This window comes from Paenibacillus durus (assembly GCF_000756615.1).
GTDB lineage: Bacteria > Bacillota > Bacilli > Paenibacillales > Paenibacillaceae > Paenibacillus_AQ > Paenibacillus_AQ durus.
In genome coordinates, this window is the sequence record NZ_CP009288.1 from 5,697,115 (window position 1) to 5,713,404 (window position 16,290).

Annotated in this window: 12 protein-coding genes and 1 pseudogene; 3 read left to right on the top strand and 10 right to left on the bottom strand. The window is 47.3% G+C overall.

Translation table 11 applies throughout. The features are described from left to right. Positions 1-5: 5 nt before the first annotated feature. From PDUR_RS25140 to PDUR_RS29295, 3 genes are all read right to left on the bottom strand, one after another. Entirely contained in the window at positions 6-2,156 is a 2,151-nt protein-coding gene (locus PDUR_RS25140) for a peptidase domain-containing ABC transporter (RefSeq protein ID WP_036592999.1), read from the bottom strand. Next, positions 2,147-5,257 carry a type 2 lanthipeptide synthetase LanM family protein gene (locus tag PDUR_RS25145; RefSeq protein WP_081949668.1) on the bottom strand — a complete coding sequence of 1,037 codons (3,111 nt, stop codon included), beginning with the start codon at positions 5,255-5,257 and terminating at the stop codon, positions 2,147-2,149. The genes PDUR_RS25140 and PDUR_RS25145 overlap by 10 nt, the downstream gene beginning before the upstream one ends. A gap of 265 nt (positions 5,258-5,522) precedes the next feature. Then, positions 5,523-5,744 carry a class II lanthipeptide, LchA2/BrtA2 family gene (locus tag PDUR_RS29295; protein ID WP_081949670.1) on the bottom strand — a complete coding sequence of 74 codons (222 nt, stop codon included), beginning with the start codon at positions 5,742-5,744 and terminating at the stop codon, positions 5,523-5,525. Between the two features lie 132 nt (positions 5,745-5,876). Here PDUR_RS29295 and PDUR_RS25150 point away from each other — a divergent pair, with 132 nt between their 5' ends. Together PDUR_RS25150 and PDUR_RS25155 are read left to right on the top strand one after the other, a co-directional pair. Then, entirely contained in the window at positions 5,877-6,119 is a 243-nt protein-coding gene (locus PDUR_RS25150) for a plantaricin C family lantibiotic (protein WP_036592998.1), read from the top strand. 124 nt (positions 6,120-6,243) lie between these two features. Continuing rightward, on the top strand, positions 6,244-9,387 hold the full coding sequence (locus PDUR_RS25155) for a type 2 lanthipeptide synthetase LanM family protein (protein ID WP_042208659.1): 3,144 nt from the start codon (positions 6,244-6,246) through the stop codon (positions 9,385-9,387). Between the two features lie 88 nt (positions 9,388-9,475). Here PDUR_RS25155 and PDUR_RS25160 read toward each other — a convergent pair whose 3' ends face one another. From PDUR_RS25160 to PDUR_RS25175, 4 genes are read right to left on the bottom strand one after another with little or no spacing between them, the layout of a single operon-like run. Then, positions 9,476-10,420: an ABC transporter permease gene (locus PDUR_RS25160; RefSeq protein WP_036592997.1), complete on the bottom strand. Its 945-nt coding sequence runs from the start codon at positions 10,418-10,420 to the stop codon at positions 9,476-9,478. Next, positions 10,420-11,352: an ABC transporter ATP-binding protein gene (locus tag PDUR_RS25165; RefSeq protein ID WP_233277433.1), complete on the bottom strand. Its 933-nt coding sequence runs from the start codon at positions 11,350-11,352 to the stop codon at positions 10,420-10,422. Before PDUR_RS25165 ends, PDUR_RS25160 begins: the two co-directional genes overlap by 1 nt. Before the next feature lie 27 nt (positions 11,353-11,379). Beyond that, positions 11,380-11,673: a hypothetical protein gene (locus PDUR_RS25170; protein ID WP_036592996.1), complete on the bottom strand. Its 294-nt coding sequence runs from the start codon at positions 11,671-11,673 to the stop codon at positions 11,380-11,382. 8 nt (positions 11,674-11,681) lie between these two features. Beyond that, positions 11,682-11,897, bottom strand: a complete 216-nt coding sequence (locus PDUR_RS25175) for a helix-turn-helix transcriptional regulator (protein ID WP_052410396.1) — start codon at positions 11,895-11,897, stop codon at positions 11,682-11,684. 241 nt (positions 11,898-12,138) lie between these two features. Between PDUR_RS25175 and PDUR_RS30410 the strand changes: the two are divergent. Then, positions 12,139-13,691, top strand: a pseudogene (locus PDUR_RS30410) (IS1182 family transposase). 67 nt (positions 13,692-13,758) lie between these two features. Here the strand turns inward: PDUR_RS30410 and PDUR_RS25200 are convergent. The 3 genes from PDUR_RS25200 to PDUR_RS25210 all read right to left on the bottom strand — a co-directional run bounded on the left by PDUR_RS25200 (position 13,759) and on the right by PDUR_RS25210 (position 16,206). Beyond that, positions 13,759-14,613, bottom strand: a complete 855-nt coding sequence (locus tag PDUR_RS25200; protein WP_042208664.1) for a MetQ/NlpA family ABC transporter substrate-binding protein — start codon at positions 14,611-14,613, stop codon at positions 13,759-13,761. A gap of 118 nt (positions 14,614-14,731) precedes the next feature. Next, the gene (locus PDUR_RS25205; RefSeq protein ID WP_042208665.1) at positions 14,732-15,400 is read right to left on the bottom strand and encodes a methionine ABC transporter permease; all 669 of its coding nucleotides are present in this window, start codon (positions 15,398-15,400) and stop codon (positions 14,732-14,734) included. After that, the gene (locus PDUR_RS25210) at positions 15,397-16,206 is read right to left on the bottom strand and encodes a methionine ABC transporter ATP-binding protein (RefSeq protein ID WP_042208666.1); all 810 of its coding nucleotides are present in this window, start codon (positions 16,204-16,206) and stop codon (positions 15,397-15,399) included. Before PDUR_RS25210 ends, PDUR_RS25205 begins: the two co-directional genes overlap by 4 nt. Positions 16,207-16,290 lie beyond the last annotated feature (84 nt).

Below are 16,290 nucleotides of genomic sequence, written 5' to 3' on the forward strand. Positions count from 1 at the left end.
TTTCTTCAAACGGGTGAATACGCATGCTCTTGAAATTTAGCGTAAAATTCCGCATAGAACTCACTTTTCTTCAGTAGGTCATGATGCGTTCCCAGGGCCGTAATTTCTCCATTCTCCATTACGATGATGAGATCCGAGTCCATAATGGTCGTGAGCTTATGGGCAATCACCACCCGGGTACATTTTAGCCGTCTTAAAAAATGATCAATGCGCTTTTCATTCTGATGATCCAGGGAACTGGTTGCTTCATCCAGCAGAATGACAGACGGCTTGTTTAGCAGCGCCCTGGCGAGAGCGATTCGCTGTCTTTGTCCACCGGAGATGTTCATTCCTAGTTCCGATACCATGGTGTTAAATCCCATCGGCATTCTGACAATATCCTCATAGATTTCAGCCATCTTTGTGACGCTTTGAATTTCCTCCAGACTGACATCTTCCTTATACAAAGAGATATTATCTTTAATGCTTCGGTTGAACAGAGAGACATCCTGTGGAACAACGCCAATTTGCTTACGCAAGGCGCTCAGATTCAATTCGCGGATATCCTTGCCGTCAAAATAAACCTTACCATTCGACGGCATATACAGGCCTAGAATTAGCTTGGCCAAGGTGCTTTTGCCTGCACCGGACTGCCCGACAATTGCTATTTTCTGGCCGGATACAATATCAAGGCTAATGTCCTTGACCACCCAATCGCTGTGCTCGCTGTATCGGAATGACACATTGTCTAGGCGGATGTTGCCTTTGAACTCAGTAATGCTCTCCTTGTCATCGTCCGTATGCTCCAACGGCTCGTCCAGTACATCCTGGACCCGCTCAAGATAAGCGCCTGTCAACATAAACGAGTTGATCGTTTGGACGATGGAACCGCTCATACTGAAGAAGTTATTCGAAAGCGAGTAGAACGCGATCAGTTCCCCCAGCGAAAGCTGGTTGTTAAATACCAGCATGGCCCCGATCCACAGTACCAGAAGCGGCGACATCATTTGGAGTGTTCCGGAAAGGGAAGCGATCATATTCATGAACCCTTCCTTGTTTTTGTAAGCCTGAATCAGTTGATCGAGAAAGGAGGCCCAGCGGTGGTAAGTTTCCTTCTCTATGCCTGCCGTTTTAATTCCGAAGATACCGTACAAAAACTCGGTTTGATAGCTCTGAAGTTGGGAGGTTTTCAGAATTTCGTCTTGATTTACCTCTTTTAACCTGCGTTTGGTAAGGATCAGCATCAGAACATTCAACAGCGACAGCCCGACCACCAGACTAGTTAAGACTAAGGATTTATTAAGCATGTAAATTGTAATAAATGTAATCGCACTGAAATCAAGCAATCCAAGTACAAGCTTAGAAGAGAGCATCTCTCTGATAATCCGGAGGCTACTCGCCCTGAATAACAGATCCCCAAACGACCTTAATTGAAAGAACTGGTAAGGGAGTTTCAAGATATGAGAAAAGAAATGCTGCATCATCCTTTTATCCAACGTATTGTTCAGTACAATGATGAATTTGCCTCGGAAAAATTGAACAAAACCTTGAACGATCGTCAAAAAGATAACGCTCACCATAAAGATGGACAGTAATTGAAATTTATTGGCCGTAATAATGTTATCAATGAGATATTGGACCAAGATGGGCATCCCAAGTGTTCCTAACTGGTAGATAATTGCTATTATAATGACAATAGTCACTTTTTTAGGAATTTCCATAAGATACTTCAGAAACTTGCCCCAAACCGATACTCTTTTTTGCGGAACGACTTGTTCCGTCGGGGTCATTTCCAAAACAATGAAATTATAGCTTTTCTGAAATTCCTCATAGGAAATCGTTTGTCTGCCCACAGCCGGATCGATAATTTTTATGCTGTTTTTGTTTATTTTATCGATGACTACATAATGATTCTCGTTCCAATGGGCAATCACCGGCAGCCGAAGCTGCGACAACTGATGCAATTCCGCCCGGAATACTTTGGCCTTGAAGCCTAACCGGACGGCCGTATTTCGCATCGTGTACAGTGTGACACCGTCACGGCCTATGCCCGCCATGTTCCGCAGTTCCCTTAGGGTCTTGTGGGCATTGTATTTCCCGGCAACCATCGAAATACAGCATATGCCACACTCCGTCTGCTGCATTTGTTCCACAAACGGCGTTCTATTTATGAACATACATCTACCTCATTCAGCGGGATATCCAGCGCCAGAATAGATGGAATCTCAGGGTCAAGGAGCCGCAGCATACCAAAAGCAATTCCGCTAATTCCAGTAAACAGACCAAGCGACTCGATATCAGGATGCATCCCGGTTCTCCATGGTCTGTCCGGTGTTTTGTTAAGCTGCATCCACTCAGCTTCACCGGCCAGCTTCGCTCCTTGCAACAAACGGTGTACATCCAGGAGAACATTGCGGTTCCCCAGTTCTCCATGACACATCGAATGCCCAGTGGCTCCCTCCGTTTCGGAAAGGTCGTTCAGCAAACGGTCAATCATCAGAAGCTCGGCTGGGAAGCTGGGCAGCAGAGCATGGATATGGGCTCGAGCCAACAGAATACCGTATGAACCGTGACACCAATAATTAGCGGCTAGCGCATGTTTGTTCTCCCGCAAGTCTAACCATTTCCGCTCCGATCCCACATAAAAGCGATTTTCTATCTCCACCAGTTTCATGATCGTACGCTGAATATCGCTTGACGGAAGCACACAATAGACATGGGCCAAGGAAAAGGCAATCCCACTGATGCCATGGGCAAATCCGGCGGACCGCCCGCTGTCCGAATGAATTACAGTATTTCTAATTTGCTGCAAATATCGTTCTGATAGGATCTGAAGCACCCGAATGACTTCATCGGCCGGATATGCACGGTAAAGGTTAGCCAATACCTTTAATAAACCGGCATGGCCCCTGATAATATCTATCTCTTCTTCGAGCGGGAGAAGCTTTTCAATTGCGGGGAGCAGACCAACGGCCCTATGAAGCAAGGACGAATCATTCCACAAGCAGCCCAAGTAAGAATACACGTAAACAAACGCCCCAATCCCAAAAAATGCCGAGGTCGAGTCCATATTAGCCAACCAAAACTTTTCTTCACCCATAAGCACGTTCAAGATCGATTTTGCGGTTCTCTCATATTCCGCCGACTTTAAGAAAACACCCAGTTGAGCATAAAAGATCGCTATTCCTCCGATGCCGTCATACACGCCCGGTGGGAGCGGTGACAGGAATATGTCGTCTTCATTTCCGACACTGGTACTGATCCAAAAGGGGCTTCTACCCTTCTTATCATATAAGGCCTTGGCTAACATCCCGTCAGCAATTGTTACAATTTCATCCCTTAGATGAACCGGCGTGGGCAGTTCTGCCGGTTGTTCTGAAATGCCGTTCCAGACGTTGTCGATCAGCGTAGCCAGCGACAGCGAGATATACCGCTCTTGCTTCAGACGATCTGCTTCCGAGAAGGAGCGGATACGCGATTTGGTCAATGCCAGGCTACTTTCTTTATAGAAGTCCCTGTATTCTTTGCCCGCTGAGTTATACAGATGTTTGCCACCCACAAGGAAAGTGAAATAAGGAATGTCATGGACGACCAAATCATTGATTTCGGAACGGACAAACACATTGGCGAGTTCGGACCATTCCGTAATGGACCACATATAATCAAACAAGCCTTCCCGGTCAATCCCCCTTTGCAAATACTTTGGATGGGTGCTCGCCTCTAGGAATTTTCCATACACATGTGTAGGTCGGAAGACATGCCGGACTTCATCCTTGCTGAACATGTTCAACAGGGACTCGAATTCAAATTTATGGGATTCGATTGAGCGGTACGTGTCGCGGAAGCCTTCCAGCAAATACTCTTTATAGTCAAAAATCTGAATATCCTGTCCGTTGATAGCAGGAACATTCAGCTTATTTTTTGTCACCAGCTCCGTCTCGACAAAGGCCATCGCATCCGTGCCAAAGTTGCTGATGGTATAACCTTTGTTCCTTTTGGACTTTTGTCCTCCTCTGCCCGCAATACCACTCAAATCGTAGTCCAAGGCCTGATCGTGATTGAATTTGACCGGCAGCATCATCGAAGACAGCACGGAATTCTTCAGCTCCAGCGCAGTGATATGAAGCTGGTTCTGGTTTTGGAACAAATCAATTTGATTATCGAACAAAGTCTCTAAATCGATCAGGATCGGATACTCACCCGCTGCAATCAAATTCTCATTATGAAAATCGACGGAACGGAAAGCATAAAGAAGAGCCACATTCATTCCCTGTCTGTAAAAGAAACGCTGGATCTGCGCTTCGTCGATACAATCGTCATATTGAATAAATTCCTGCCAGCCGTATTGCTCACGGTCTAGTACTTTGGCAGCACGCAAAGAATGCTTCACGCCGCTCGCATTCACCCAAGCCACGATCTCAGTAAAATGGGAGTCAACCGCGAGCGAGCGCGGTTTGTAAACTAGCTTGCCCGCAGTCGTCTCAATAATTTCCACACTGCGCCCCTTCTTATGGGAATCGCCCAAATCTCCTTTGACCCCGGTCAAGCGGGGTGAGCGGAAGCCGAATGTTTCTTCAATTGTTTCGTAATCCATCAGGAAATGCTTTACCAGCGTTTTATGTATTTCAATCAATTGAACAAGCCGTTCACAGAGAACTCTTCCCAGTACAGGGTACACCTCAAAAATTCCCGCGAAATTCTCGGAATCCCCCAAGTACTGCTCAACAAAATAAATATAGCGTTCTTCACCGTCGCTGCCCTTCAGACTTCCTTCCATTCTTGCTATATTCAGCTCGGCAATCAGCATCTTGGTCGATAGCTTATCAATGTCGCTATGGATAATGGAAATAACGCATTCCATGTATTGATGGATATCAATCTTAGTTTTCACCAGACTATTTTCTCGGGACAGTGATTTGAAGAAATCTTCCATTTCATTCTGGACATAAAGAATAAATGGGGTGAAATAAGTAACAAAGGATTTATGGGGGAGCTCGTATTTTATATGCGAGACAGCTTTTGGATCATAAGCTGTAATTTTTCGTAAGACTTGAACCCATTCCGGCAAATGATTCTCTATCAGTTGCGGGTAATTCCGGATTATATGTTCATAGTTTTGCTTAGTCAGACGAAGCGAACTCAGCTTATTGTATAGCGCTTTCTCGGAAATATTGTAATTAACCGTACCCTCGTCGACATTCTCCATCTCGGTTGAAAAGGGAGCCAGTTCACGCAGGTAAGCGCTCTGCTTAAACGCGGATTGAAGCTTATTCATCATTTATCATCCCTTATCATAAATTAATAAAAAAGGGCTACCATGAAAACAAACTTCATGACAGCCGCTTAGCAACGGTTCAGCTGCGGCTCGTCCTTTGGACTCCAGAGAAATCGGCTGCGGCACAAGTTTGATGCAACATAATACGCGAGCAGATGGGGTTAGTGTTAACCCTCTGCCCGCAGGTCTCTTCATTTTTCCTTCTCCCTTATTCTTACAAAAAAAGGATAGCCACTTAGGTCAGGTTTACACTATAACAGAAGTTAAATTAGCATTGGCTAGTGCATTTGGTAGTTGGGCAAAGGCTTGCCGACACCGTTACTCCCGCTGTAATACAAGTCCATGAAGATGTAGTCAGTATAGTAGTTTCCGGATTTACATCGCCTGCTCCCCCAGTGAGCATTTTCAATTCTTCCTCTGTAACTACACCTACAGTTTTACTAGTTTTCAGAAACTCATTACGGATCTTCGAATTTTTCATAGAAATCATCATCCTTTCAAAATTGTAATTTAAAATATATGTAAGAATTAGGGGTTGACTACCCTTTATGGAATAAAATATACTATGTCTGGAATTCCAAGTCTACTAATTTTTTCAATTAAAGGAAAAGGAGCGATTACTATGTACGACAAAGCATTGGTAACAGCATGGAAAAACCCGATGGCGAGAAAAGGCCTTGGTGCTATCCATCATCCTTCCGGTGATGTATTAGCGGAACTGAAAGAAGAAGACTTGCAGGATTTTACTGGTGGTTTTGACACCAACACTTTGACTACAAGCACAAGCATCTTGATCAGCATGACACTGGGCAACAATGGTTGGGTTTGTACAGCCACCAAAGAATGTATGCCTAGCTGCAACTAAAAAAGCAAGGCTACAAACCGCGGGCGGGGACCTTATTTCCCTCGCCCGCTTTACCTATTCGCCTTAGGAATGTATATTGCTATAACTAATTCACTACAAATACCTTAGTAGGTGTGTGCCGACCATGAACAATAAATATTATGTCTACAGTGAAAGAGAACTCGTTACGGATGCGGCCAGCAATGCGGAGGTACAGGAAAAAACCTCTTATTGGCGTACTTTGTTTAACGATGACCAAGATTGGCTTAACAAATCGATTTCCATCTTTACAAATGACGATGTGGAATCAATTGCTAAATCCTCTTTATCTGCTTCTATCGAATTAAATACCAGTAGTTCATACGATCATGATCATTGGCTGAATATAAAGTACCGTTTCTTTGCCACTTACAGCGAATCCGGCTTTACGACGGATAACACAATACAAAATCCCCTTTTCTTTGATACCCTTCTGATGCGCTTTGCGTATGTGGCCGATTTGGAGCTTGCTTCCCACAAGGTAGCTTTACCTGCTTCAATTAAGGACAAAACCTTGTATCACCTGAAAAAAACACTTCTGGAAATCGGCTATCAGACCCTTATTCTTGAATTGAACGTGTTACGGGTTCAAGAGCAGTTGACCGGTGGTAGTCCAGAAGAAAGATACCACAGCTTCAACCGTCTTTTCCTGAATGATATCTCCTATATCCATTCCTTTTTTGATGAATACCCGGTTCTGCTCCGGCTCATGTGTACGAAAACCGCCTATTGGGTACAAAATGTTGCCGAATTACTGCACCGCCTATCAAATGATGCTGAACAAATTAGCCAGCAGTTCGGCGTCAGCGGGGATATAATCGATCTGGATCTCGGCCTTGGCGACTCCCATGATAAAGGAAAAATGGTCGCTATTATCACCTTTGCGAACGGAAGAGTTGTCTATAAACCTCGAAGCCATGAGGTGGATATCAAGTTCCAACAGATCTTGAGCTGGGTCAACCTCAGACAGCCGCCGAGAAAATTGGCCACATATACGATTCTGAATTGCGGAACCTACGGCTGGTCCAATTTTGTCGTATACCGGGAATGTGATCAACTGGAGCAATTGAACGATTATTACATACGGCTGGGTCAAATACTGGCCATTTTGTACAGTATTGATGCCGTAGATTTCCATCATGAGAACATCATTGCCTGCAAGGATCATCCGATTCTGATTGACCTGGAGTCTATATTCCATCAGTCTAAACAAAATGAAGTTTCCATGGACACCGCAATTTCTAAAGCCCGCTACATACTAACGCGTTCGGTTAACTCGACTGGCATTCTTCCGTTCAATTCCTATTATGAAAAAAAAGACAGCAACCGAGTATTGGACCTAAGCGGTCTTAGCGGCAAGGAGGCTCAGGAAGCGCCGTTCAAGGCTTATCAGATCAAACAATCTTTTCGTGATGACATGCACCTGGCCAAAGACTCCTTCCAGATTCAAGAGGCGCAGAATGTACCGAAGCTTAACGGCGAGCCTGTCGAAATTTTGGAATATTTGAATTTCATTGTGGATGGATTCAGGCAGGTATACCAACTCATTCAAACGAACAAAGCATCTTACCTTGCTCTCTTGACGATTTTTGAGACATGTCCTGTACGGACGATTATTCGGCCAACAGCCGTCTATGCCCAGCTACTGCAACGAAGCTACCATCCAGATTTCCTTCGGGATGCCGTTGACCGGGAAGTATTCTTGTGCAGGCTGGAGAAATTCATTAATGAAGACACGAACTATGATGTCGCGAGAAGCGAGTTGCTCGATCTTTTGAATGGAGATATTCCCTATTTCCTCTCATCGCCCGCCACCACACATTTGGAAGCAGCGAACCAAACGTTTGTCGCCGAATATTTTGAGAAGGCAGCCCTGACCCGGGTTAGGGAAAAAATTGATTCCTTATCGGACACTGATCTGGGCGAACAGCTACATGTCATTCGGATGTCTATATTGGCCTCCTTTAACGCTAAGCATCACAAGGACACGCTGATCTTAAGTAAAGAGACTGGGAATATTTCGCTTGAAGCGGTAACCGTCACCGATATTCTGAACTGCTCCAAACGGGTGGGCGAATACGTATTGGATCAGCGCATTACCGCCGAAGGTAGTGAAGATATAAGCTGGATTAGCACGATGATTAAAGGCATCGATGAAGTATCCTGGACTATATCGCCTGTTAACCTAGACTTTTACAACGGAGTGGCCGGAATCGGTTTTTATCTTAGTTATTTAGGGAAAATTTTCCCTGAACATAACGTTTTCCAGGAAGTAACCATACGGTGTGTCAATACAGTTATAGATTCGTTAAACGAGCTGCAAAAGCAGGATATGGACTGGACTCCTTATATGGAAGTAGGCGGATTTACGGGAATTTCAAGCTACCTCTATTTCCTTCAGCATGCCTCGGTCAATCTGCATCGTCCCGAATGGTTCCAAGCCGTGCTGCAATTTCTACCGCTGCTTGAAGAGCTGATCGAAAAGGACGAACAATTCGATGTCACCAGCGGATCGGCGGGAGCATTAATGGTGTTCTTATCCCTATATGAGCAGCAGCAAGAGAAGGAACTACTTGTGCTGGCCGAGAGATGTGTGCAGCATTTGCAGCGCAACGCCACGGCCATGTCCACCGGTATCGCCTGGCGCGATCCGTATCACCAGAAGTTCTATACCGGCTTTGCACATGGCTCATCAGGTATTCTAGCGGCACTCGCTAAGTTCAATAAAGTGATGGATGCCGGTTCTATCAAACGCACGATTCATGAGGGCCTGTTATTTGAGAGAAGTATGTACGTTTCCAAGGAGAAGAACTGGAAATCCATTGGAAGGGATCAGCTTTCCGTTGCCTGGTGCCACGGCGCTCCCGGTATACTGCTCTCCCGTCATATCTTGCAGGAAAGCGGCTATCACGACAATGATCTAGAATCTGAGATTGATGCCGGACTTGAGACCACAATCAAGCTGGGTCTGGACAATAACCGTTCCTTCTGCCACGGAGACTTCGGGCAGCTCGAAATTCTAAGCAATTTTTCCAGCCAATCCTCCGATATACAGGCCGTTACATCCGACCTGTCCGGACGGCTATTCGAATACTACAACAAGCATGACATGACCGGAGGCGTATCCCGCGGAGTGGAGGCGGTCGGCTTGATGCTCGGATGGAGCGGCGTGGGCTTTGGGTTGCTTCAGCAAGCCCTGCCCGGTAACCTGCCGCAAATTCTTCATCTGTCCCCGCCAGTCAGATCTTAATGTCCTTGTGTATAAGTGAAGCTTAACGCGAAGCGCCCATCAGCCTTATGATGCCCGCTTCGCGTTTTTCACCGTAAATCTACCGGTCTTAAGTCGTAATATCCCTTCTGGTAAAGGTCACATAGGAAATGCTCAGAAAGGCTACAAAGTAGACAGCCATCATCGTTAGCGAAAAGGAAAGGGTCATACTCTCAACTACCGGCCTGCCGTCCAAATAAGCGGATAGGTCGTAATTCGCAAAAATCAGGTACTTGATCCAGCCAAATTTCATGGCAAAAAATTGCGTCATCGTTGTTCCGGTGAAATACAACAGCAAGGAGACACCTACCGCAAGTATCGCGTTTCTAAATAATACCGATACGGCAAAGGCCAGAGTAGCCACCATGACAATATTGGCAAGGGTCGCTAAATATTTCAGGCATAGGTAGGTCATCATCGACATCTTCACGATCGCCCCATTTTGATAGGCCAAATAATAATTGCTTCCGCCTGTACCCAACCACACATAGCCCAACAATGAAGCCAGCATCATAAATGCCATGAACAGTAGCAGAATATTTATTACAACTGAGGCATATTTCAGTAGCAGATAAGTCCCTCTACGTATCGGCGAAGTAATGACAAATTTGATGGTTCCCTTAGCGTGCTCGGCCGCTATCGCATTGGCGGCAAGAACAATCGCTACCAGCGTAATCAACGTAGTCACCGGTCTTAATTCATTAATCAGTGTCAATGCGTCATATTTAGAAGTAGGCGGAAGATCATGGTCAAGCCGGTACTGGTTCACGACAAGCTGTTCGGACAGAAATCGGTGCATGGGCATGGACGGCGACAAGGCTGCCATCTGTTTCTTATCCTCTTGAATCTGATTCTCAACGCCGGATCTCCAGTTCCCGCTGTCCGCGAGAGTGTTCGGCCTGCTAAAGCTAACCAAGAGAGTATAAGCCACGGTGATGAAAAACAGTAGCAATGTAATAAGCCATGTGTTGCGATTTTTATAGAACCGGTACAGTTCATTACCCAATAGTCGCATTAGCTTGCCCCCTTATTTGCGTTCAGTAATGCTATGAAATCTTCTTCCAGTGTCCATCTGGCCTGCTTCATATTCAATACTTCGATCTGATGATGATTCAGCATGTTGATCACGATCATTATTTTCTCTTCAGGCAGTACAAAACTTAATTCATACGCCGCTTCATTACGCTTCACCTGATATCCAGCCTCTGTGAGCAGCTGCATTGCTCGCTTTATGCACGTGGAATCAAACGAAAGAGTATACCGAAATTCATTTGCCGCTCTTCCATTCTCTTTAATTTCCAACAGTTCTCCATCGTTCATCACGCCGTAATAATCGCATAATAACTCTACCTCGGAAAGCAAATGACTTGAGAGGAAAACCGTCTTCTCGTGCTTTTCGGCAAGTCCCCGTAGGATTCGTCTTAAATCAATGATTCCCTGAGGGTCCATGCCATTGGTTGGTTCATCCAAAATAACCAGGTCGGGATTATGCAGCAGCGAAACGGCGAGACCGAGACGCTGCTTCATTCCAAGCGAATATTTCTTGACTCTCTTGTTCGCGCTATCGCTTAGTCCAAAAGCTTCAAGCTGGCGTTCAATATTCACCTTGTTTGGTTTCATATGAAAGGCCGAGATATAACGCAAATTCTGAAACCCTGTCATCTCCCCATAAAAAGAGGGGTTCTCAATCACTGCGCCTACCTTCCGGATTGCATCCTTGAATTCGGATTGAATGGAGCTGCCACCGATACGAATATCGCCTGAAGACATCTTCATTATGCCCACCATCATCTTGATCAAGGTTGTTTTCCCAGCCCCGTTCGGCCCAAGTAGTCCGAATATTTTCCCTTTGGGAACCGATAAACTAACATTCTTGATAATATTCTTGCCACCGATTCTTTTAGAGACTTGGTTTATTGATAAAAAGTCCAATTTGATTCCTCCCAACCGCGAACAACCGTCCGCTCCTGTCAATTAATTGCGTTTCCACAGACCGATCCAAATGAAGAAGCCAATCACAAAAGACAACGAAAATAACAGTGTGACCATATTTCTGTACAATTCGTAACCCATGTCCACCCAAGAACTAATCAGAATGACAAGCGAGAAGCTTGCACTCAGGAGAAAAAACATATACTTAAAAAACTTGTTGAAAATATAAAGACCGCGCTCATCCCTGACTCCGGCAATGCTGAGAATCATAATACTAACGAATGCCAGGAATCCCAATACCGCAAAGATCGAATTCATCAATGTGAGAGAGTTCATATACTTTCCTACCTTTCATAATCGAACACCTCATATATACTCTTTTGGAAAACCTCCGCGATGCGAAAAGCCAGTTTCAAAGACGGCATATACTTGTTCCTTTCGATGGAGATCACCGTCTGACGGCTGACTTGCAAGGCATCCGCCAGTTGCTGTTGAGTCCAGCCCCTCTCCGTTCGCAGTTCAAGAATGTGGTGTTTAAGATACGAATCACCGTCTCCCATATTTACCATTCCTTAAAAAAATAATGTTTTTTTGTATCATACTACCAATTTTATCAAATGTAAAGATGACTTTACATTTCTTCCATTAGTGTAATTGCTGAAAACAAAAAAGAAGAGGCTGTCCCAAAAGTCATCCTAAATGACTTTTGGGATCGCCCTTGTTTCCATTTTGTAAAACAAAAAGAAGCCGTTCCTTAGTAAAATGGAAGTGTCGAGTAACCATTCCAAAGGAGGGCTTCTTTTGTACATTCACGATAGCATGGATCAACTTCATCTGCCAATGGACCTGGAGGAGGACTTTCCTCCAAACCACTTCGTTCGTGTCGTAAACGACATGGTGAACCGCACCTGCGATAAGATCTTTGCGGCTGCTCATCCGGGCGCCGGAAGGCACAGCTACCACCCCAAAATGCTCACCAAAATCATCCTCTACGCCTACATCAGCGGATCTACTCTTCCCGTCAAATCACCAAGGCTGTGCGGGAAACCATCCCGTTCATGTGGCTGGCCGGATGCCAGCACCCGGACTTCCGCACCATTAACCGGTTCCGCAGCAAGCGGATGAAAGACGTGCTGGAGTCCCTGTTTACCGCCCTGCTGGAACTCATAATCCAAGGCGGCTACGTCAAAGTGGATTACTATTTTGTGGACGGCACCAAGATCGAGGCGAATGCGAATCGGTATACGTTTGTCTGGCGCAAAGTGGTGGTTCGGTACAAAATGAAGCTGCAGGAAAAGGTGCGGGTACTGTTCCAGACGATTGAAGAGCAGGAACAGCAAGAAAATCTAGCCCATGAAGGTGCAGATTTGGCGGAGCTTGGGGGAATCCGCTTCACTAAGCAACGAAGCGTCGGAACAGGCCCTAGGATAAGCCGCTAAAGAAAGCAGTCCGCTTGCTGAAGCGGGATTACCTGCCGCGCATGTAGCGCTACGAGCGGCAAGAGCGAAACAGCTACAGCAAAACCGACCCGGACGCCACGTTTATGCGGATGAAGGAAGACCACATGAAGAACGGTCAGTTGAAGCCAGGATACAATGTACAGGCGGGAACGGAAAGCCAGTTCATTGTGGGCTACAGCGTGCACCAGCGACCGACCGATACCCGCTGCCTGATTCCACACTTGAAGCAACTGCAGAAGAGGCTGGGCCAACTGCCGAAAACCGTCGTTGCTGATGCGGGCTACGGCGGAGAGGAGAATTACGCCTATCTCGAAGAGGAAAATTGCGAAGCGCTGGTAAATACAATACGTTCCACCGGGAAACGAACAAGTCCTGGAAAACCGATCCCGGGAAGTTGGAGAACTGGACATATGAAGAATAGAACGACCAGTGGATTTGCCGAAATGGGCGAAAGCTGGATTTTGTGCGGGAAAGCCGGAGCAAGTTAGACAGCGGTTATGAAGTGAAGCTGCGAGTATACCGGAGTGAAAACTGTGAAGGTTGTCCCTAAAGAGTGGCTGTACCTAGGCGAAAGGCAACCAGGAAATTCGAGTGAGCATGGCGTACCTGCGGTACAAGGAGCAGGCGCGGGAGAAGCTGCGGAGTGAGGAAGGCCGGGCTCTTTCCGCCCGGCGAATGGCGGAAGTGGAAAGAGTATTTGGGTAAATGAAGAACAACCGGGGATTCCGGCGGTTCCTTCTTCGAGGGCTTGCGAAAGTAAGCCTGGAGGTCAGGCGGCTTTCGCAAGCCCATAATTTGCTGAGGAAACATGCGGTAGACCAAAATGAAACCGGCCGGCCAAGGATGAACCCCTTGACCGGCCGGTTTGCTGTTTTTTTATGTGAGGAGCCGTAAAGTTTGTAGACACCTGCTTTTAGGACAGCCTCAAAAATGGATTGTACTAAAGTTTCATTGGCGATATCTAGAAGGCCGGAACGACAGCAACGCCATATTTATCCTCGATAAATTTTTTGACATCCGGACTGGTCAGCGCCGCATCCAGCTTCTTGATTTCCTCGCGGTTCTCGTCCCCTTTGCGTACCACTACTACATTGGCGTAAGGCGAATTCGCATCTTCGCGGAACAGCGCGGTCTTGGGATCGATTTTCGCATCAAGGACGAGGTTGGTATTAATAATTGCTCCGTCCAGATCAGGCAGCGAACGCGGCAGTGTGGCGGCATCCGCTTCGACGAACTCCAGATTATGCGGGTTATCCACGATATCTTTGGGGGTCGCCTCGTAAGTTGTCAGACCATCCTTCAGCTTGATCAGCCCCTGCTGCTGAAGCAGCACAAGCGCCCGGTATTCGTTGGAGGGATTGTTCGGAATGCCGATTTTCGCGCCGTGCGGGATTTCGTCCTTGCTCTTCAGCTTCTCGGAGTAGAAGCCGATCGGTTCGACATGCACTTTAGCCGTAACTACGAAATCATAGCCCTTCTCCCCTTTGACGGAATCCAGATAAGGGACGTGCTGGAAGTAGTTCGCGTCGATCTGCTTCTCCTGCAGCGCAGGATTGAGCTGTCCGTCATCATCCAGCGTAACAACTTCCAGATTAACTCCTTCTTCCTTCAGCTTCGGTTTGATGAATTCCAAAATCTCGGCATGCGGCACAGCCGACGCCCCGACCTTGATTGTCACTTCCTTGGGCGCTTCGCTTGCAGCCGCGCTGGTCTGCGGAGCCGCCGCCTCCCCGTTTCCGTTCTGCGATCCGCAGCCAGCCAAGATTCCTGTCGCCACAATGACCGCCGCAAACCATAAGCTTCTTTTTCTCGCCATCCCAATCCCTGCTTTCTCTGAAAAATGTATGTAAAAAGAATGTACAACCGGTGTATCATCAAAGCTCTAAGCGCCTCGTCTAAACGCGGAACCTTAGTCCCGGCGGCGTGTAGTCGCTCTACCCGTTCTTAAAGCGCCGCCGGTCAATGGAACGGGCGATATAGTCGCCGAACCATTGCAGAATCTGGACGATCAGAATGATCAGAAGGACCGTTCCAAGCAAAATATCGGTGCGAAACCGCTGATATCCGAAGCGGATAGCCAGGCTCCCCAGTCCTCCCGCTCCGATGGCTCCTGCTACCGCCGTGAATTCGGTGATGGAGATAACGGCAATCGTCATTCCCCGGACCAGAGCGGGCAAGGCCTCAGGTATAAGCACCTGCAGGATTATGGTGAACGGCCCAGCGCCTACCGATTTGGCTGCTTCGATCTTGCCGTCTCCCACTTCACGAAGGGCATTCTCGATGATTCGCCCGAGAAACGGAGCCGCGCCGATAGATAAAGAGACGATCGCCGCCGTCGGACCGAGCGTAGTACCTACAATCAGCCGGGATAAAGGCAGCAGCAGCACAATCAGGATAATGAACGGAATGGAACGTACTCCGTTAATTGCGGTGCTGATCACCTTGTTCACTCCGGGAGCGGCAAGAATCCCTCCCTTATCCGTAACTACCAGTGTAATCCCGAGCAGCGTGCCCAGGAGCAGCGCAAAGACTGACGACCATGCCACCATGTACAGCGTCTGCCGCAACCCTTCCCACAGCAAATCGACTACATCTTCTCTCATCGCAGCACGGCCTCTCTTTCCGCCTGCGCCGGAACATCGAGCTGTCCGCTATTCCCGGTATTGTTGTAGAAGTCGAAAATTCCGGCGAACCGCTTGGCCGTATCGCTTTGCGGGTTATGGAACAGCTGCCGGACCGGAGCGTTCTCAACGATGCGGCCCGCCTCAATCACGGCGGCATTGCCGCAAATATGGCGCAGAACATCCATCTCATGCGTGATCAGCACAACCGTAAGGCCCAACCTGCGGTTAATATCCGCCAGCAGCTCCAGGATGGAATGGGTCGTCTGTGGATCAAGCGCCGATGTCGCTTCATCTGACAGCAGCACATCCGGTTCACCGGCGAGCGCCCTTGCTATGCCTACCCTCTGCTTCTGTCCGCCGCTCAGCTCGGAAGGATAGCTTCCTGCCTTGCCGCCGAGCTCGACCAGGTCGAGAATTTCGCCCACCCGCCGCTCGATGTCGGGCTTCTTGTAACCCGCGGCCTTTAGCGGAAAAGCGACGTTTCCAAAGACCGTTTTGGAATCAAACAGATTAAACTGTTGAAAAATCATCCCGATTTTACGGCGGGCCAGCCGCAGTTCGCGCTCCTTCAGATCGGTAATGACCGTCTCGCCAATTTGAATACTGCCCGAATCCGGCTCCTCGAGCCGGTTCAGACAGCGGATGAGCGAAGATTTGCCGGCGCCGCTGAAGCCGATAATGCCGAATATTTCGCCCTTTTCGATATGCAGATTAATATCCGAAAGCGCCGAAACCGTCCCGCTGCGCGTCCGGTAGCTCTTGTTCAGATTCGTGACGGTGATCATGCTTGAACCGACCTTCTTTCCAAGGAATAAAAAAAATCAAGCCCTAATACGCCTAACGGCGTTTCCGGCTTGATTTCCAGTGAT